The organism is Corynebacterium pilbarense, assembly GCF_026930265.1.
Taxonomy (GTDB): domain Bacteria; phylum Actinomycetota; class Actinomycetes; order Mycobacteriales; family Mycobacteriaceae; genus Corynebacterium; species Corynebacterium pilbarense.
Map to the genome: position 1 here is coordinate 47,275 of NZ_JANRML010000007.1, position 18,069 is coordinate 65,343.

Annotated in this window: 14 protein-coding genes; 11 read left to right on the forward strand and 3 right to left on the reverse strand. The window is 65.7% G+C overall.

Going from position 1 to position 18,069, the window contains the following annotated elements; genetic code table 11:
* The first annotated feature begins 87 nt into the window (after positions 1–87).
* A complete protein-coding gene (locus NUW87_RS06835; RefSeq protein WP_269027803.1) occupies positions 88–708 on the forward strand; it encodes a CPBP family intramembrane glutamic endopeptidase in 621 nt (206 codons plus the stop codon).
* A gap of 17 nt (positions 709–725) precedes the next feature.
* On the opposite strand, the gene mfd is transcribed toward NUW87_RS06835, so the two are convergent.
* Entirely contained in the window at positions 726–4,358 is a 3,633-nt protein-coding gene (gene mfd / locus NUW87_RS06840) for a transcription-repair coupling factor (protein WP_269027804.1), read from the reverse strand.
* Positions 4,359–4,363: 5 nt separating this feature from the next.
* A complete protein-coding gene (locus NUW87_RS06845; RefSeq protein ID WP_269027805.1) occupies positions 4,364–5,029 on the reverse strand; it encodes a TetR/AcrR family transcriptional regulator in 666 nt (221 codons plus the stop codon).
* 169 nt (positions 5,030–5,198) lie between these two features.
* Between NUW87_RS06845 and NUW87_RS06850 the strand changes: the two genes are divergently transcribed.
* Together NUW87_RS06850 and NUW87_RS06855 are read left to right on the forward strand one after the other, a co-directional pair.
* Positions 5,199–5,846 carry a DUF3558 family protein gene (locus tag NUW87_RS06850; RefSeq protein ID WP_269027806.1) on the forward strand — a complete coding sequence of 216 codons (648 nt, stop codon included), beginning with the start codon at positions 5,199–5,201 and terminating at the stop codon, positions 5,844–5,846.
* Between the two features lie 216 nt (positions 5,847–6,062).
* A complete protein-coding gene (locus tag NUW87_RS06855) occupies positions 6,063–7,757 on the forward strand; it encodes a hypothetical protein (protein WP_269027807.1) in 1,695 nt (564 codons plus the stop codon).
* 50 nt (positions 7,758–7,807) lie between these two features.
* Here the strand turns inward: NUW87_RS06855 and NUW87_RS06860 are convergent, their stop codons facing one another.
* On the reverse strand, positions 7,808–9,295 hold the full coding sequence (locus tag NUW87_RS06860; protein ID WP_269027808.1) for a multicopper oxidase family protein: 1,488 nt from the start codon (positions 9,293–9,295) through the stop codon (positions 7,808–7,810).
* A gap of 56 nt (positions 9,296–9,351) precedes the next feature.
* Between NUW87_RS06860 and NUW87_RS06865 the strand changes: the two genes are divergently transcribed.
* The 8 genes from NUW87_RS06865 to NUW87_RS06900 all read left to right on the forward strand — a co-directional run bounded on the left by NUW87_RS06865 (position 9,352) and on the right by NUW87_RS06900 (position 18,062).
* The gene (locus NUW87_RS06865; RefSeq protein ID WP_269027809.1) at positions 9,352–10,578 is read left to right on the forward strand and encodes an MFS transporter; all 1,227 of its coding nucleotides are present in this window, start codon (positions 9,352–9,354) and stop codon (positions 10,576–10,578) included.
* A gap of 60 nt (positions 10,579–10,638) precedes the next feature.
* Positions 10,639–12,081, forward strand: coding sequence for a bifunctional UDP-N-acetylglucosamine diphosphorylase/glucosamine-1-phosphate N-acetyltransferase GlmU (gene glmU, locus NUW87_RS06870; protein WP_269027810.1), 1,443 nt, complete (start codon positions 10,639–10,641; stop codon positions 12,079–12,081).
* A gap of 4 nt (positions 12,082–12,085) precedes the next feature.
* Positions 12,086–13,063 (forward strand): ribose-phosphate diphosphokinase, encoded by a 978-nt coding sequence (locus NUW87_RS06875; RefSeq protein WP_269027811.1) that lies wholly within the window; start codon positions 12,086–12,088, stop codon positions 13,061–13,063.
* Positions 13,064–13,142: 79 nt separating this feature from the next.
* A complete protein-coding gene (locus NUW87_RS06880) occupies positions 13,143–13,589 on the forward strand; it encodes a hotdog fold thioesterase (RefSeq protein ID WP_269027812.1) in 447 nt (148 codons plus the stop codon).
* Between the two features lie 66 nt (positions 13,590–13,655).
* Positions 13,656–14,942: an amino acid permease gene (locus NUW87_RS06885; RefSeq protein ID WP_269027813.1), complete on the forward strand. Its 1,287-nt coding sequence runs from the start codon at positions 13,656–13,658 to the stop codon at positions 14,940–14,942.
* Positions 14,939–15,955: a histidinol-phosphate transaminase gene (hisC, locus tag NUW87_RS06890; RefSeq protein WP_269027814.1), complete on the forward strand. Its 1,017-nt coding sequence runs from the start codon at positions 14,939–14,941 to the stop codon at positions 15,953–15,955. Before NUW87_RS06885 ends, hisC begins: the two co-directional genes overlap by 4 nt.
* Positions 15,945–17,279, forward strand: a complete 1,335-nt coding sequence (locus NUW87_RS06895; RefSeq protein ID WP_269027815.1) for an MFS transporter — start codon at positions 15,945–15,947, stop codon at positions 17,277–17,279. The genes hisC and NUW87_RS06895 overlap by 11 nt, the downstream gene beginning before the upstream one ends.
* A 135-nt stretch (positions 17,280–17,414) precedes the next feature.
* A complete protein-coding gene (locus NUW87_RS06900; RefSeq protein ID WP_239217311.1) occupies positions 17,415–18,062 on the forward strand; it encodes a 50S ribosomal protein L25/general stress protein Ctc in 648 nt (215 codons plus the stop codon).
* Positions 18,063–18,069 lie beyond the last annotated feature (7 nt).

The following is an 18,069-nucleotide window of genomic DNA, read 5'->3' on the forward strand; positions in this document are numbered from 1 at the left end:
TCGCCCCGGTGACCAGACCAGTTCGTGGTACAGCCATGCCGTAATCTTGCTCCCGGATCGGCGAATTTACTTGGACGGAGATCCCACTTGACCAGGCAATGGCTCTTCTTAGCTCCCTGCGCCCTCGGCGCACTCGGACTATTTCTGGCGCGCCGCGCCGGCGACGGCACTGCGGGCTTCTACTGGGCCACCGCCTTTACCGCCGTGGTGTACGCGGCCGCGTGGTGGCTATGGGGCAACCGCCAGGCGTTTATGGGGCCCAGAAAGCTTATCGACGTCCTCCGCGGCGCCCTCATCGGCGCCGCCCTGGCGCTCGTGTTCGTCCTCGGCGCCCTGGTGGTGCAGCACATCCCCTTCCTCGCCGGCCCCGCGGCGGAGCTGCTGGACACGCCCGACAAAGGCGGCTACGCCCTGACGCTGCTGGTGCTGGTGGTCAACGGCATCGGCGAGGAGCTGGTGTTCCGCGACGTGGTTCCGCGTCAGCTGCGGGGCATGGGCCAGTCTGCGGTGCAGGCCGGCGTGTGGTCCACGCTGGTCTACTGCCTGGTCACGTGCGTGATGGGCGTGCCGCTGCTGGTGTTCGCCGCCGGCGCACTGGGGGCGGTGGCCTACTGCGAAGCAGCGAAAACCGGCCGGCTCTACTCCCCGGTCGCCGTGCACCTGACCTGGAGCATCGGGATGCTGCTCATCCTGCCCCAGTTCTTCTAGGCAGGATGAGCAGGCCGCTACTCGCTGACGGAGAACACCTTCTTCTTCGGCTTCTCCTCAGCTTTGGCGGCTCCGGCGACGGAGATCTTCGGCGCGTCGAGCATCTCCGTCATGAAGTCGGCCACCCACTGCAGCAGCTCCGTATCGCGCAGGTTCGGCGCGTTCAGGGCGCGCTTCGCGCCGCCTTCGCGCGGCATCGGCACCTGCAACGCCTTGGCCGCGGCGCGGAAGTTCGCGCCCGGGTACAGGCGCTTCAGGCGCACCTGCTTAGAGTCCGGCAACTCAACCGGGTGCAGCTTGATGCGGCTGCCCTGGGTGAGGATGTCGGAAACACCCGCCTCACGGGCCTGGTTGCGCAGCCGCGCCACGGCCATGAGGTGCTCGACCTCTCTCGGCGGTGCACCGAAGCGGTCGATCATGTCGTCGGCGGCAGCGGTCAGGGCGTCGTCGTCGCGGGCCTCTGCGAGCTTGCGGTAAACCTCCAGGCGCAGCCGCTCGGAGTTGATGTAGGTCTCCGGGATGTGGGCGTCCACGGGCAGGTCCACGCGGATTTCCTTGGGGCCCTTGTCGGTGGCGTCGACAGGCTCACCGCTCATGAGCCCCTTGAAGGTCTCCACGGCCTCGCTGACCAGGCGCACGTACATATCAAAGCCCACCCCGGCGATGTGGCCGGACTGCTCGGCGCCCAGCACGTTGCCAGCGCCGCGCATCTCCAGGTCCTTTTGCGCCACGGCGATTCCGGAGCCTAAGTCGTTGTTCTGGGCGATGGTGGCCAGGCGGTCGTAGGAGGTCTCCGTGAGCGTTTTGTCCTTCGGGTACAAAAAGTACGCGTAGGCGCGCTCGCGGGAGCGCCCCACGCGCCCGCGCAGCTGGTGCAGCTGGGAAAGACCCATGTTCTGGGCGTTTTCCACGATCAGGGTGTTGGCGTTGGCGATGTCCAGGCCGGTTTCCACGATGGTGGTGCAGACCATGACGTCGTAGTCGCGGTTCCAAAAACCCTGCACCGTCTGTTCGAGCACCTGCTCGCTCATCTGGCCGTGGGCGACGACGATGCGCGCCTCCGGGACCAGCTCGCGCAGCTGGCGGGCGGTCTTTTCAATGTCGGAGACTTTGTTGTGGATGTAGAAGACCTGGCCGTCGCGGAGCAGCTCGCGGCGGATCGCGGCGGCGACCTGCTTGTCTTCCTGCGGGCCGACGTAGGTCAGCACGGGGTGGCGGTCCTCCGGCGCGGTGGTGATGGAGGTCATCTCGCGGATGCCGGTCAGCGACATCTCTAGGGTGCGCGGGATCGGTGTCGCGGTCATGGTCAGCACGTCCACGTGCGATTTCAGCGCCTTGATGTGCTCCTTGTGCTCGACGCCGAAGCGCTGCTCCTCGTCCACGATGATCAGGCCGAGGTTTTTCCACTGCACGCCCGTCTGCAGTAGGCGGTGGGTGCCGATGACGATGTCCACGGAGCCGTCGGCAAGCCCGGAGATGATCTCCTTGGACTCCGCGGCGGTGGTAAAACGCGACAGTTCGCGCACCGTCACGCCGAAGCCGTCCATGCGCTGGTTGAACGTGGAGAAGTGCTGCTGGGCCAGAAGCGTCGTGGGCACGAGTACCGCGACCTGCTTGCCGTCCTGGACTGCCTTGAACGCGGCGCGCACGGCGACCTCGGTTTTGCCGAAGCCCACGTCGCCCACGATGACGCGGTCCATCGGGGTGGGCTTTTCCATGTCCGACTTCACCGCTTCGATGGCGGTGAGCTGGTCTTCGGTTTCCACGAACGGGAAGGCATCTTCCATCTCGTGCTGCCACGGGGTGTCCGGCGCGAACGCATGGCCCGGCGCGGCCTGGCGCTTGGCGTAGAGCTCCACCAGCTCGCCTGCGATCTCGCGGACTGCGGCGCGCGCCTTGCGCTTCGTCGCTTTCCAGTCGGAGCCGCCCATTTTGCTTAGCGACGGCTTCTCGCCCCCGGTGTACTTACTCAGCAAGTCCAACGACTCCATTGGCACCCACAGCTGGTCGCCGGGCTGGCCGCGCTTGGCGGGCTGGTACTCCAGCACGATGTATTCGCGGCGCGAGTCCTCGTCGCCAGCCTTGACGGTGCGCTCCGCCATCTTCACGAACTTGCCGATGCCGTGGGTGTCGTGCACCACGAAATCGCCAGGCTGCAGGGCGAGCGGGTCGACGCGGTTGCGCCGGCGCGGGGCCCGTCGTTTAGCACCTGCGATATCGCCCACGCGGTTGCCGGTGACGTCAGTTTCGGTGACCACGACCAGGTTCGGCCCGCCGAAGACCAGGCCCGCGTGCGACAGTGCCTGGTACAGCGTCACCGCGCCCTCGACGGGCTCCAAGCCGGGCGTGGCCACGCGGGCGGATACGCCGTGCTCGCGCAGGCGCTCCGCCATGCGGTCGATCGTGCCCTTCGCCGGTGCCACGAACGCGACCTTGCCGTGGTTTTGGCCGATGTGGAGCTTCAGCGTGGCGTAGAGCTGCTCGATCGCCTTCGGGTCGCCTTTCGGCGCAGGCGCGGCCTCAAACTCCAAAGGCAGCGTCTCCGCGTCGTCGGCGGCGAACATGCCGGGCGGGGCGAACGTCCACCAGGCGTTGCCGGCCTTGGAGGCGGAGACCTCCAGCGACTCGTAGGAGCGGTACGACGAGGCGGACACGTCCAGGCCCTCCACCACGACAGGTCCCTCGGCGCCCATGGCGGCTGCTTCCCAGCCGGCCTCGAGGAACTCGCGGTCCGTCGCCTCCAAATCAGCGATGCGGGTGCGCACCTTCTCCGGGTTGGTCACTAACACCACAGAGCCAGCGGGCATAAGCTCCGGCAGCACGGAGTACTGCTTGTCCGTCAGCGCCGGAATGAGCGCCTCCATGCCGTCCGCCGGCTGCTTCTCCGAGATACGCGCCAGCAGCGACGACAGCGTCGGGTTGGAGGGGAATTTTCGCGCGAGGTCGTCGGCTTTGGCGGCCACGGTATCGTCGATAAGCAATTGCCTCGCAGGGTGCAGATCCACCGACCGCACCTCCTCGATGGTGCGCTGGTCCGCGACTGCGAACGAGCGGATGTCGGTGACCTCGTCGCCCCAGAACTCGATGCGTACCGGGTTTTGCGCGGTGGTCGGGAAGACATCGATGATGCCGCCGCGGGTGGCGAACTCGCCGCGCTGCGCCACCATGTCCACATGGTTGTACGCGAAGTGCACCAGCTTCGCGGTCAGGTCCTCAAAGTCGTGCTCCTGGTCCACCGCGATGCTGATCGGCTGGGCAGGCGGCAGCACCGGCTGGCACACCGCGCGCGCAGCCGCGACGATCACGCGCGGCATCTCCCACAGCACCTTCGAGCGGCGCCCCACAATGTCCGGCGCCGGCGAAAGACGCTCGTGCGGCAGCGTCTCATACGTCGGGAACTGCGCGACCTTCTCCTCGCCCAAAATGGCCTTCAACTCCGCGGCGAGATCCTCCGCCTCGTGGCCGGTAGCCGTGACCAACAGCACCGGCGTCTCGCGCGCAATCGCACCGGCCGCCCAGGAGCGCACCTGGTCGATGCCCGTGACGTGCAACGAATCCTCGCCCACGTGCGTGACCAACCCCTTCAACTTCGGGTCCGTCAGCGCCGCCGTGAGCAAACCGCCCAACACGGGCGGGGTGGTTTCAGTCATGTGTCTTACGCATCCTTCTCTGCGGTTTCGTCGCTTGTCTCGTCGCTCGCGCTATCGCTCGCTTCGCCGCTTCCGTACACGCGCGGCTGCGCTTCCATCCCCCGCAACCCGTTCCAGCACAGGTTGGAAATGTGCGCCGCCACAGTGTGCTTGTCCGGCGTGCGCTCGTCCAGCCACCACAGCGCAGAATTGGAGACGGTGCCGACAAGCGCCTGACCGTACAGCCCCGCCATCGACTCGTCGAGCCCGCGGTGCTTAAACGCCTCCCCCAGCAGGTAGCTCACCTCGGCGGTGACGCGGTTGAGAATCGTCGAATACGTCCGCCCCTCCCCCGGCAGCTGACCGTGCGCGAGGATGACAAACCCGTCCGTCTCCTCCTCCACATAGGTGAGCAACGCCAGCACGCCGCGCTCAATGCGGTCGCGCCACGGGCCGGCCTGGATGTTCGACGTAATCGTGCGCTCCAGCCGGGCCATCTCCAGCCGCACAACCTCCTGGTACAGGCCTTCCTTGCTGCCGAAATGCTCGTACACCACAGGCTTGGACACCCCGGCGCGCGCCGCGATCTCCTCCATGGAAATGCCGTCGAGACCGCGCTCAGCGAATGCTTGCCGCCCCACTCCGATCAACTGATCTCTGCGCTGGGGTGCTGTCATTCGCCTTCGAGCCATGCGACCTAGCTTAGAGCGTCGTAGTGTTAACCCCGTCTTTGGCAGTTGGCGGGTCTGGTCTACAATCAGCGGTGCTATTCCCCATGGTGTAATCGGCAACACTACGGTTTTTGGTACCGTCATTCTAGGTTCGAGTCCTGGTGGGGAAGCTTTTTTATTGGAGGGGTACATGAAACGCCACATCGCTTGGCTCGTTGCATGCGGGGTACTCGCGGGGTGCGCTTCGGAGCCCTTGCCTATCGACGCCCCTGCATCCCCCACCCCCAGCCAAAACACCACCGAGCCCACCTCGCACGGTGCCGACTCCCCGGATTCCGCCGAGACTCCCACCGCGTTCCATTTCGAAAGCGGCACCCTCGAAATCGGCGACTTCGACCCCTACACCCTCGGCGACGACATCTTCGACCCCTGCACCGAAATCTCCCCCGAAGAATTCGCCGCCGCCGGCTTCGACAACGTCGAGCCGATCCCGGAGGAGTACGCGGGGCTGGCGCGGGGTTTGAACGCGTGCAGTTTCACGAAGCACAGCGATCTTCCCGGCGAGGGTTTTGGAAACAACAACGCCAATCAAAACACTGTTGGTGAGCAAGTCGCTTTTCTGGAGCAATATTCTTCGGAATTACTACCCGAAATCTTCGTCTATGGCCCCAAGAACGGGATCGGCACTCATTGCTACGCCCAGATTGACACCCCACGTGGAGGGATCGTTTCCGAGATTTCTGGCTTAGATGGTTACAACGATCAAGACCGTACTTGCCAAGCTGCAATTGAAAACCTGGAGGCGCTTTACACCGCTAGTTTGAACTCAAAGAGTTGAATGTCCATTTAAATGGACAAAGCCTTTCGACTGGTTCATTGCGAAGTTACGGTGGCACCAAGAACTTAAACTAATGGGGGTCACATGAAGATTTCTGTAGACACTGATGGAGTCTTCCGCGCTGTCGAACAGCTGCGAGAAGTCAGCAGGAGCCTTACTAACAATCATCGTCTCACTCAAAGAAGTTCCCTCTCCGGGTTCTCCAACGCGGGAGGCTTGGATGAGGCGGGCGAGCGCCTCAGCCCGATCGGGGATGAGAGGGCGCCGGAGGCCAACCAGGCTATCGCGCTGTATCTGAAGCACACCGCAGACAACCTGTGGCTGGCGTTGACCAACACGCAGCAGACGGATGAGTCGTTCTCCGGGATGATGGGCTCTCTGCTGGCACCGCTCGGTCGTTCAGCACAGGCGCTGACGCCAATGTACTCCCAGGGGTTCCAGCAGCTTAAGGCCGCAGACCCGGAAACCAATACGTTTGATAACACAGCCGTATCCTCCGCGTCGGAGACGTCGTTGCTCGGCGCGGAAATGAATCTGAACCTCACCAATACGTCGTTGGCGTACTCGGCGTCGGACTTTTGGAATTCCAACGCTCAGCTGATCGCGGATGCCATGGATGAGCTCAATGGGGTCCACCACGCTTTGAGCTCGTCGGCGGACACTGTCTGGATCCAAGAGGCGATGAAAAAGCTCACCCAGATTCAGAATGCGGGCTTGGAATACGTGGCTAACTCGCGTTCGCTCGCCAACCACACGGAGGCGCTCGGCATGACGGCGGACTCGGAGAGTATGTACGCGGCGGCCGCCGCGGCTGCCTATGCCGCGGCGGAGGATCCGAAGATCAAGAAGCAGATTGAGTCGGACTACCTCGGGTCGTACTCCCTCCGCGTCCCCTCGGGGCTCCAGCCGGCAATTCCGGCGTTTAACCGCCTGTTGCCCGAGGCAGGCAAGCTGCCGTCGACGCCGTACGCCAGCACCGACGTGCCAGCCCCGGCCACCACGTCGTATACGCCGACTGAACTGCCGCCCGGGCTGCAGGAGGTGTTGACCAGCCGCGGCTATGGCGACCTCGCGCACGCGAAGTCGCCGGCGGAGGTCATCCAGCAGTACGGCCGCCCCACCCCTGAGACCTTCGAGCGCATCGCCGCGGGCGCGGCTCCCACCCAGTCTGCTTCGGCGGTTCTCGCCCCGCCTGCCCCGTCAGCAGCAGGCAGCTTGTCGACGAGCACTCCCGCCTCCCCTACCAACACCGCCACCCCGACCATCAGCGGATTCAGCGGCACGCCGCACACCAACGCGGCTGCAAGCCCCGCCAACGCCGGCACCGGTGCGGCGGGACTCGGCCTCGCGCCGAGCAACGCCGTCGCAGGTGGCCGCAGTGCAGCGTCCGGTCGAAGCGCTAGCGCCGGGCTCGCGAACAGCGCCCGCACTAGCGCCGGCGCAGGCGCAGGCGCAGGCGCAGGCGGCAGCCTCGGCACCGGTGCCGGTGCCGGTAGTGGCTTCGCCAACGGCCGCGGTTTCGGTGCCGCGCCGGGTGCTGGCCGCGGCGCTGGGACGGGGTCAGGTGCTGGGTTCAACGCTGGAGCCGGATCACACGCCGGAACGGGGCAAGGTGTCAACGGCATGCGCCCAGGTATCGGTGGTGCAGGCGCTGGCGGCACCGGCGCGGGCTCGTCCTACGCCGCCGGAGCGAACGGTGCGGCAAGCAACAACGCCCACGGCGCGCGAGGCGGCGCCTTCGCTGCGGGCCCTATGGCGGCTGGCGCGAACCGGGGACGCGGGCGCGACAAGTCCGGTTCGAAGGTCCGAACTGTCACCAGTGCGGTGGAGCGAGACGGCAACCTCAAGGCGCTGCTCGGCGACGCTCCCCTGCTCCTGCCAGCAGTCATCGGCCACAACGTGCGCGGCTAAACCCGCTGCCGGCTTAGGCCATCCCGGGCCGGCGCGGCGCAACCGGTCGGCTAGTGCCCGCCGTGGCCGGCCGGAAGATCCAGGTCCGCCTCCTGGCCAGGCTCGACGATGACGAACTGGCCCATCATGCCGCTGTCTTCGTGGTTGAGCATGTGGCAGTGGTACATGTACGCCAGGCTCGGGTCCGGGTAGTAGCCCATCTGCACAAGTAGGCTCACCGTGGCCAGCGGCGGGACGGTGATGGTGTCGTGCCAGCCGGTGGTGAACTCCAACTCGCCGTTTTCCACACCGATGACGGCAAAGCGCGCGTCGTGGATGTGGAAGTTGTGGGCCATGTCGTCGTTCTCATTGGTCACGTGCCAGATCTCCGGGCCCTTGTGGTCCACGGTGAAATCCACGCGCGTCATGTCCATGGTCTTGCCGTTGATTTCCACTCCGTTGAGACGGAACTCGCGCTCCACCTCCACAGACTCCGCATCGGGCACCTCGAACGGCACCAGCGAATCCGCGAGCTCGGGCACCTCGGGGGCGTCTTCCACAGGCGCTGCAATCTCGAGCAGGTCAAATTTGTCGGTGAAGCCGAACATCTCCGCGGTTTCCTTATCCGGCATGCCGCCTAGGTCCGGGAGGCCGTCGCTGCGCAGCATCAAGTCCTTGCCCGGCTCCAGGTCCACCACGATCTCCACGCGCTCGCCGGAGCTGAGCAGCACGCCGTCGACCTCGACCGGGGCGTCCAGGAAGCCCTGGTCCGTGGCCACCACGTGGAACGGCTTGCCCAAAGACAGGTGGTGGAAACGCATCGTCGCGCCGTTAAGCACGCGCAGGCGCACGCGCCGGGTGGTCGCTTCGAAGCGCGGCTTGGTCATGCCGTTAACCATCACGGTGGAGCCGACCCAGCCGTTTTCCTCGTCCAGCTGGCCGTCTTCGGTGAAGTTGGCGTCGGTGATGATCACGGGGATGTCGTCTACCCCGTAGTCGTTGGGGAGGCCAGGGAAGGCGGAGTCGTCGTCAAGCACGATGCCCCCGGCCAGTCCGCGGTAGGCGTGGACGGCGGACTTTTCGTGCGGGTGCGGGTGGTACCAGCAGGTCGCCGCCGGCTGGTCCACGGTCCACGACGGCGACCAGGACTCACCTGGGTCGAACATGAGCGCCGGCCCGCCGTCGGCGGTGGCGGGAAGGTGCAGGCCGTGCCAGTGCACAACCGTCGGCTCCGGCAGCTCGTTGTGCACCGTCATGTCGATTTCCTCGCCGCGGCGCATGTACAGCGTCGGGCCCTGGTACGGGCCGTTGAAACCCCAGGTCTTGGTCATCGTTCCGGGCACGATCTCGAACTCGCCTTCCTGCGCGGTCAGCTCGAAGCGGCGCACGTTGCCGTCGAGCTCGCCCTCGTACAGCGGCGGGATGCGAAGCGGGCGCGCCTTTTCGTCCGCGCCCAGCGGTTTCGTCTGCGAGGACGTCGAGCACGCCGTACCTGTGGCTGCTGCGGCCAGCGCCGCCGTCGCGAGAAGTGTGCCTCTGAAGAATGTGCGTCTGCTCATTGCCATGTCCGCCTCCCGGTTCGCTGATACTCTCTTTCGACCCTACTATCCGCTGTATGTCTAACGATCAACGCGAGGAACGCAACGCACGCCGGTTCATCTGGTCAAACGGCCTGCAAAACATCGGCGACCAGGTCGTCGCTCCGAAGACGGTGCTGCCGTGGCTCTTCGGCGCCGCGGGTGTGCCGGCGGTGCTGACCTCGTTTCTCGTGCCCATCCGCGAATCCGGCTCGATGCTGCCGCAGGCGTTTTTGAGCCCGTGGGTGACCTCGAAGCGCTCCCGCAAACGCGTGTGGCTCATCGGTTCGTGGGGCCAAGCCATCGCCGCAGGCCTCATTGCGCTGAGCGCCTTGCTTCTCGACGGCACTCCGCTCGGCGCCGTCATCCTGATCCTTCTAGCCGCCCATGCGTTGTTTCGCTCGTTGTGCTCTCTGGCGGGCAAGGACGTGCAGGGGCGCACGATTTCCAAGGGCCGCCGTGGCAGTATCACCGGCCGCGCCACCGCCTTGGCCGGCGCGTTCACGCTCGCGATCGGTCTGCTGCTGACGTTTTTGCCGAGCAACCTGCCGCAGTGGACGATCGCCGCGCTGCTCGCCGTGGGCGCTTTGACGTGGGCTCTGGCGTCGCTGGTCTTCAGCGGCATCGACGAGCCGGAAGCCGAACCGGAGTCCAAAGACGGCCAGAGCATGAAGGAAATGTGGGCGCTGGTTAAGGGCGACCGGGACCTGCAGAAGTTCCTGGTGGTGCGCTCGCTGATGCTGGTCACCGCACTTTCCACCCCGTTCATCGTGGTGATGGCCGGCGATGAGGGCGCGGATCTAACGGGCCTGGGTGCATTCATCATCGCCTCAGGCGGCGCGTCGCTGCTGGGCGGCAGGGTGTCGGGCAAGCTTTCCGACAGGTCGTCGAAAAGCACGATGGCCTGGGCAGCCGGCGTGGCCTCGACCGTGATCGTGGCCCTTGTCGCAAGTGCCCGCCTGGCACCTTCTGCGGTGAACGCCTGGGTCATGCCACTGGGCTTTTTCCTGGTCAACCTCGCCCACACCGCGGTACGCGTGAGCCGTAAGACCTACCTTGTGGATATGGCCGACGGCGACAAACGCACCATGATCACCGGCGCTTCCAACACGGTGATGGGCGTGGTCCTCCTCGTCGTCGGCGCGGTGTCCTCCGCGATTGCGGTGCTCGGGCCGCAGGCGGCGCTGATCTTCCTTGCCGTTGTGGGCTACGCCGGTGTTTTCGGCGCGCGGAACCTGAAAGAAGTCTCGGCGGCCGCCTCCTAGGCGTTATGCTTGTGGCCGACAAAAACCCGCTACAAATCCCATAAAACAAGGAGCATTCGAGTGCCTACCCACTTCGAACGTGCCGTTGTCGTGCTTGCGGCCGGCGCCGGAACCCGCATGAAGTCCGACCGCCAGAAGACGCTGCACGAGATCGGCGGGCGTAGCCTGCTGTCCCACTCCCTGCACGCAGCCGCCGGTGTGCACCCCAACCACCTGGTTGCGGTTGTCGGCCACCAGCGCGACCAGGTCGCTCCGGCCGTGGAGCAGATCGCCGAGCAGATGCACGTGGAGATCCGCCAGGCCATCCAGGAGGAGCAAAACGGCACCGGCCACGCCGTCCAGGTGGGCCTGTCCGCCATCCCGGACTTCGACGGCACCGTGGTGGTCACCAACGGCGACGTGCCGCTTCTGACCCCGGAGACCCTGCAGGCGCTCGTGGAAAAACATGAGGCCGAGCACGCCGCGGTCACCGTGCTCTCGCTCGAGTTCGACAACCCCACCGGCTACGGCCGCATCATCCGCGGCGAGGCCGGCGACGTCCTCGAAATCGTGGAGGAAAAGGACGCCACCGACGAGCAGCGCGCCGTCCGCGAGGTCAACTCCGGCGTATTCGCCTTCGACGGCAAGGTGCTTCGCGACGCCCTCACACGCGTCACCCCGGACAACGCCCAGGGCGAGTTCTACATCACCGACGTGCTGAGCATCGCGCGTGGCGACGGCCTCCGGGTCACCGCCTTTACTGCCCCCGACGCACGCGAACTGGCCGGCGTGAACGACCGAGTGCAACTGGCGGAGGCTGGCAAGGAGCTCAACCGCAGGCTCGTCGAGAAGGCGATGCGAGGCGGTGCGACCGTGATCGACCCGGACACCACCTGGATCGGCGTCGAGGTGGAAATCGGCCGCGACGTGGTCATCCACCCGAACACCCAGCTGTGGGGCTCCACCGTCATCGGCGACGGCGCCGAAATCGGCCCCGACACCACCCTGACCGACATGGAAGTCGGCGCCCGCGCCACCGTCGTGCGCACCCAGGGCGAACTCGGCGTCATCGGCGAGGAAGCCACCGTCGGCCCGTTCACCTACATCCGCCCCGGCACCGAACTCGGGGCCCACGGCAAACTCGGCGGCTTCGTCGAATCCAAGAACGCCAAGATCGGCGAAGGCTCCAAGGTGCCGCACCTGACCTACATCGGTGACGCCACCGTGGGGAAGCACTCCAACATCGGCGCAAGCTCCGTGTTTGCCAACTACGACGGCGTGAACAAGCACCACACCACCATCGGCGACTACTGCCGCACCGGCTCCGACACCATGTTCGTCGCACCGGTGAACATCGGTGATGGCGCCTACACCGGCGCGGGTACAGTGGTCACCGAGGATGTGCCCGCCGGCGCGCTGGCCATCAAGGAAGGCCGCCAGCGCAACATCGAAGGCTGGGTGGAAAAGCGCCGCCCGGGCACTGACGCGGCTGAAGCAGCAAAAAACGCGAAGCGAGAGGGTTAATTACATGACTGGTTACTCCACCGAAAACCACAAAGACCTCAAGGTCTTCACCGGCCGCGCCCACCCGGCCCTCGCAGAGGCTGTGGCCAAGGAGCTCGGCATCGAGCTGGTTCCCACCACCGCGCGCGACTTCGCCAACGGCGAGATCTTCATCCGCTTCGAAGAGTCCGTCCGCGGCGCCGACTGCTTTGTCATGCAGTCCCACGCCCAGCCGCTGAACAAGTGGCTGATGGAACAGCTCATCATGATCGACGCGCTCAAGCGCGGCTCCGCCAAGCGCATCACCGCGATCCTGCCGTTCTACCCCTACGCCCGCCAGGACAAGAAGCACCGCGGCCGCGAGCCGATCTCCGCCCGCCTGATTGCGGACCTGCTCACCGCCGCCGGCGCGGACCGCATCGTCTCTGTGGACCTGCACACCGACCAGATCCAGGGCTTCTTCGACGGCCCGGTGGACCACATGCACGCCCAGCCGATCCTGGTGGACTACATCAAGTCCAAGTACCCGCTGGACAACCTCGTGGTGGTCTCCCCCGACGCCGGCCGCGTGAAGTCGGCCGAGAAGTGGGCCAACATGCTCGGCGACGCCCCCATGGCGTTCGTGCACAAGACCCGCGACGTCGACGCCGCGAACAAGGTCGTGTCCAACCGCGTCGTCGGCGACGTCGACGGCAAGGACTGCATCCTCATGGACGACATGATCGACACCGGCGGCACCATCGCCGGCGCCGTCGGCGTGCTCAAAGAGGCCGGCGCGAAGTCCGTGGTCATCGCCTGCACCCACGGCGTGTTCTCCGACCCGGCCCGCGAGCGCCTCAGCGACTGCGGCGCAGAGGAAGTCATCGCCACCGACACCCTGCCGCAGGACACCGAGGGCTGGAGCAACCTCACGGTGCTGTCCATCGCGCCGCTGTTGGCAAAGACGATCCACGAGATCTTCGAAAACGGTTCCGTGACCACCCTGTTCGAGGGCCAGGCGTAGCCGCCACGGTTCGCCGGGCCACGACAGCCGGGGCAGCACTTGCGCTGCCCCGGCTTCACGCATACGGGAAGGAAAAAGGATGTACGAGCGCTACGCCCCGTCGGTGGATCTCACCCCCGACCTCGAGCACGCGAAGTCCATGTTCGACAACGACGCCACCCTGGAGTACCTCGGCGCGACCATCACACGCCTCGAGCCTGGCTTGGCCGAGGGCGAGTTCACAGTTGAAGCGCGCCATGCCAACGGCTTCGGCGTGTGCCAAGGCGGTGTGCTGTTCACCTTCGCCGACGCACTGTTCGGAGGCGCCTGCAACTCGCGACGCACCGACCCGACCGTAAGCGCACAGTCCGAGATCATCTTCCTCGCGCCCGCGAAAATGGGCCGCACCATCCGCGGTGTTGCGCACGAGCGCCACACGTGGGGGCGCAACGGGCTTTCGGACGTCACGCTTTACGACGGCGACACCGCCATCGCCGAATTCCGAGGTATGTCCCGCACCACCACACGACCACCGACAGGAAACTAAACCTTGAGCCAGAACCAAAGCCTGCAAGAACAGGGCCTGAACAGGAGCGTCAAAAGTAGGCAATTGATGATGATTGCCTTTGGTTCGTCGATAGGCACAGGCCTGTTCTTGGGCTCCGCCGGATCAATCCAGTACGCCGGGCCCGCGGTACTGATCTCCTTCGCGCTCGTTGGCGCGATCGTGTACTTCCTCATGCGCATGCTCGGTGAGATGGCGGTCGAGCACCCCGTCTCCGGCTCCTTCGCGGCCTACTCGCGCACGTTCATCGGACCGGTGGCCGGCTTCATCACCGGCTGGAACTGGTGGTTCACCACCGTCGTGGTGGGCATGCTGGAGCTGACCGCCATGGGCACGTTCTTGGACTACTGGTTCCCCGCCCTGCCCCACTGGGTCACCGCACTGGTGACGCTGCTGCTGGTGGTCGCGCTCAACCTGTTCAACGTGCGGGTGTTCGCCGCGACCGAATACTGGCTCTCGCTCATCAAAGTCGCGGCACTCGTGCTCATGATCGTGCTCGGGTTCGCGCTCGTGCTCGGCTTAGGCCCGGACGAGGCAATCGGGCTTTCCAACATCACCGACCACGGCGGGTTCATGCCAAACGGCATCTCCGGCGTGCTGTTCGCTCTGGTGGCGGTGACGTTCACATTCGGCGGCATCATGTCCATCGGCACCGCCGCCGGCGAGACGGACAACCCGAAGTCCGCAATCCCGCGCGCCGTGAACTCCGTGGTGTGGCGCATTCTGGTGTTCTATCTCGGCGGCATCGGCACCATCCTGCTGCTCGCCCCGTGGAACGAGCAGGAATCGAACGAGAGCCCGTTCATCCGTGTGCTTTCCGGTGTCGGTTTCGGCCCGGCGGCCACCGTGCTCAACGTGGTCATCGTGGTGGCGGTGTTCTCGGTGCTCAACACCATGACGTACTCGGGCGCGCGTATGCTGCGCGACCTCGCCCGCAACGGCCAGGCACCGCGCGCGTTCGCCGCCACCAGCGCGAAGGGGCTGCCCACCAAAGCCCTGCTTTTCGACGCCGCGCTGATGGGCACCGTCGTCATCCTGAACTACTTCTTCGAAGGCAAAATCTTCGCGGTGCTGCTCGCCATCATCGTCGGCACCGAGCTGATCACCTGGGCGGGCATCTGCATCTCGCACTTGAACTTCCGCAAAACCTCCAAGAGCGCAACCTTTCCCGCCCCGCTGTACCCGGCGGCCAACTGGATTTGCATCGCGTTTTTCATCCTCGTGCTCGTGCTGATGGGTATTCTTCCGGAATACCGGATGGGCCTAGCCACGCTGACCGGCTGGATCATCGTGCTGGGCCTAATCTCACTAACCACGCAGAGGAGCCACGCATGATCCGCCCCGACCTCGAGGCCATTCCCCCGTACGTCCCCGGCGTGCGCGACGAACGCGCCATCAAGTTGTCCTCCAACGAGTGCGCGGAGGGCCCGCTGCCGCCGGTGCTCGACGCCATGAGCAAAGCGCTCGGCGAGATCAACCGCTACCCGGACATAGACGCGCTGCAGCTGCGCACGGCCCTCGGCGAGCACCTTGGTGTGGCACCGGAGCAGGTCGCGCTCGGTGCCGGTTCATCCGCCTTGTGCCAGCAGCTGGTGGAAATTACGGCCCAGCCCGGCGACGAAGTGATCTTCCCCTGGCGCAGCTTCGAGGCCTACCCGATCTTCGTCCAGGTCGTCGGAGCCACCCCCGTACGCGTTCCGCTGGACAGCGACGGCAGACTGGACATGCCGGCACTAGCCGCCGCGGTGACCGACCGCACCAAGCTGATTTTCATCTGCAACCCAAACAACCCGACCGGCACCACAATCACTAGCGCCGAGTTCACCGCTTTCATGGACGAGGTGCCGGCGGACGTGCTCGTCGTGCTCGACGAGGCCTACTTCGAGTACAACCACGCCGCCGACACGCCTGTCGCCACCGAGGTGATCACCCGCTACCCCAACGTGGTGGGGCTTCGCACCTTCTCCAAGGCGTACGGGCTAGCCGGCGCACGCATCGGCTACGCGTTCGGCCCGCGCCCGATCATCGAGGCGCTGAATAAAGTCTCCATCCCCTTTTCCGTCAGCGCGGTGGCGCAGGAGGCGGCACTCGCCTCGCTCAAAGCACAGGAGGCACTGCGTGCGCGTATCGACGGCACCGTGGCCGAGCGGAGCCGTGTCGTCGATAAGCTTGGGCTCGCAGAAAGCCAAGCAAACTTTGTGTGGCTGCCCGGCGCCGGCCAAGAGTTGGCGGACCGGCTAGCCGCGGAAGGTGTGCTGGTGCGCGCTTTCCCCGAGGGCATCCGCGTGACGGTGACCAATGCGGAGGAAACCGACGCGCTTTTAGAGGCTTTCAGCCGTGCGCAGTGAGCGACGCCGCGTCATCGCGGCCACGACCATCGGCACCGCCATCGAGTGGTACGACTACTTCCTCTACGCCGCCGTCGCCGGGCTGGTGTTCAACCAGGTCATGTTCGGCCCACTCGGGCCCGCGGCGGCGACGATTGCCAGCTTCCTCACCGTCGGGCTGTCGTTTTTGTTCCGGCCGCTCGGTGCGGTGCTGGCGGGCCACTTCGGCGACCGGCTGGGGCGCCGCGGCGTGCTCATGGTCACGCTGTTCACCATGGGCACCGCCACCGCGCTGATCGGGCTGCTGCCCACCTACGAGACCGCCGGCTGGTTCGCGCCGGCCGCCCTGGTGCTGCTGCGCATCCTGCAGGGCACCTCCGCCGGCGGTGAATGGGGCTCCGCGGTGCTTTTGGCCGTGGAGCACGCGCCGACCGACAAGCGCGGCCTCTACGGCGCCGGGCCCCAGGTGGGCGTGCCAGCGGGGCTGCTGCTGTCCTCCGGGGTACTGGCGCTGATGACCATGATCGCCCCCGGCGAGGCGTTTTTGCAGTGGGGCTGGCGCGTGCCCTTTCTGCTGTCCATCGGGCTGACATTTTTGGGCTGGTGGATCCGCACCGGCGTGGAGGAATCGCCCGTGGTGGAACAGATGCGCGAGGTCGGCGCGCGAAACCCAGTCGGGTCCCTGTTCAAGCGCCACGCCGGGCTCGTCGTCGCTGCGGCGCTGATCTTCGCCGCCAACGGCGCGGTGGGCTACATGACCACCGGCGGCTACATCCAGAACTACGCCACCGACCCAGCCGGGCTGGCTTTGGAACGCGGCGACATCCTGTGGGCCGTGACAGCCTCCGCCGCCACCTGGCTGTGCACCACCGCGTTCGCCGGTTGGGTGTCCGACATCATCGGCCGCCGCCGCACCCTTTTGGTCGGCTTTATCGTGCAGTCCGCTGGCGTGGCGGTACTGTTCCCGCTTGTGGACACCGGGTCGCTGCCGAAGATCACTGCGGCGCTGGTCTTCCTCACCGTCGGGCTCGGCCTGACCTACGGCGAGATCGGCGCGTTCTACGCCGAGCTCTTCCCCGCCTCCATCCGTGCGTCCGGCGCGTCCATCTCCTACGCGCTCGGCGCGATCTTGGGTGGCGCGTTCGCCCCCACCATCGCTGCTGCCCTGCGTGAGGCGACGGGCGGCACCACCGCGATCACCGTGTACTTGATGGCGGCGACGGTCACGGGCTTCGTGGTCACGCTGCTGATGCGCGAACGCGGCGGCATCCCGCTGGGGCACGAGCACGAGGAAGCCCAGGCGGGCGGGCATTTTGTGTGGCAGAAACCGGCTGCTACCCTGTAGCAGTCTCGGCGAGGGCCTTTGAAAGGGCCGTTATCGACGCGATTTTGAGATCCTTTTGCGATCACTCGACGAGCACATATCCGTTTAGTGGTCGCAGGCAAGGCCTGTGGCCCTTCACACACGAAGGAGTACAACATGGCTATTACCCCCACCGTTATCAAGGGTGAGCGTCGCGAGGAGTTCGGCAAGGGCTCCGCACGCCGTCTGCGCCGCGACGGCAAGATCCCGGGTGTCCTGTACGAAAAGGGCATCGAGAACATCCACTTCGCAGTCGACCTCATCGAGATGACCGCGATCGTGCGTAACGACGGCGCCAACGCCATCGTCGAGCTCGAGCTCGACGGCGAGAAGCTGCTGGCCATGGTCAAGCACATCGACCAGAACGTGATCACCCTGGACATCGACCACATCGACCTGTTCGGCATTAAGCGCGGCGAGAAGGTCACCGTCGAGGTCCCGGTTGTCATGGAGGGCGAGGCCGCTCCGGGCGCAGTTGTGCTGCAGGAGACCGACTACGTCGAGATCGAGATCGACGCGCTGTCCATCCCGGACGAGCTGACCGTGTCCATCGAGGGCAAGGAGATCGGCGACGCTCTCTACGCAACCGATGTCAAGCTGCCGGAGGGCGCAGAGCTCATCTCCGATGCAGAGACCCTCATCGTCAACGTCACCTACGAGCAGGTTGACGAGGACCTCGAGGCTGAGGCCGAGGCAGCTGAGGAAGGCGGCGCTGAGGCTGGCGCCGAGTCCGACGCTCCGGCTGAGGAGAAGGGCGAGGAGTAAACCCTCC

What these genes read in the sequence shown, in the direction of transcription:
- NUW87_RS06850 (WP_269027806.1), top strand. Translation starts at nt 5,199, where the DNA reads ATGAAACGCCACATCGCTTGGCTCGTTGCATGCGGGGTACTCGCGGGG.
- NUW87_RS06875 (WP_269027811.1), top strand. Translation starts at nt 12,086, where the DNA reads ATGACTGGTTACTCCACCGAAAACCACAAAGACCTCAAGGTCTTCACC.
- hisC (WP_269027814.1), top strand. Translation starts at nt 14,939, where the DNA reads ATGATCCGCCCCGACCTCGAGGCCATTCCCCCGTACGTCCCCGGCGTG.
- mfd (WP_269027804.1), bottom strand. Translation starts at nt 4,358, where the DNA reads ATGACTGAAACCACCCCGCCCGTGTTGGGCGGTTTGCTCACGGCGGCG.
- NUW87_RS06865 (WP_269027809.1), top strand. Translation starts at nt 9,352, where the DNA reads ATGTCTAACGATCAACGCGAGGAACGCAACGCACGCCGGTTCATCTGG.
- NUW87_RS06900 (WP_239217311.1), top strand. Translation starts at nt 17,415, where the DNA reads ATGGCTATTACCCCCACCGTTATCAAGGGTGAGCGTCGCGAGGAGTTC.
- NUW87_RS06880 (WP_269027812.1), top strand. Translation starts at nt 13,143, where the DNA reads ATGTACGAGCGCTACGCCCCGTCGGTGGATCTCACCCCCGACCTCGAG.
- NUW87_RS06885 (WP_269027813.1), top strand. Translation starts at nt 13,656, where the DNA reads ATGATGATTGCCTTTGGTTCGTCGATAGGCACAGGCCTGTTCTTGGGC.
- NUW87_RS06845 (WP_269027805.1), bottom strand. Translation starts at nt 5,029, where the DNA reads ATGGCTCGAAGGCGAATGACAGCACCCCAGCGCAGAGATCAGTTGATC.
- NUW87_RS06860 (WP_269027808.1), bottom strand. Translation starts at nt 9,295, where the DNA reads ATGAGCAGACGCACATTCTTCAGAGGCACACTTCTCGCGACGGCGGCG.